This window comes from Vibrio sp. B1REV9, from assembly GCF_905175395.2.
GTDB lineage: Bacteria > Pseudomonadota > Gammaproteobacteria > Enterobacterales > Vibrionaceae > Vibrio > Vibrio alfacsensis.
Window position 1 is genome coordinate 1 of record NZ_CAJIMW020000067.1, and the last position, 299, is coordinate 299.

Sequence of the window (299 nt, forward strand, 5' to 3'; positions counted from 1 at the left end):
ACGCCAGTGAATGACGCTCCCAACATTGTCGATGGTAACGGCGCACCATTGGGTGACGATGTCTCGGTTGAAACCCCGGAAGACACGCCAGTGAGCGGCAAACTGAACGCGATGGATGTCGATGGCGATGCGCTCACGTTCAATAAAACCACCGATCCGACCAACGGCTCAGTCACGGTGGATGCCGATGGCAACTGGACCTACACCCCGAACGACGATTACCACGGCTCTGACAGCTTTACGGTTGAAGTGTCTGATGGTCAAGGCGGTACCGATACGATTACAGTCAACATTGGTGT

At 54.8% G+C, this 299-nt stretch carries 1 protein-coding gene; it reads left to right on the plus strand.

All coding sequences use genetic code 11. The annotated features are described in order from the left end of the window. Window positions 1-299: Ig-like domain-containing protein (locus tag KHN78_RS00060; protein WP_211916563.1), on the plus strand; the 299-nt coding region annotated here is incomplete at both ends.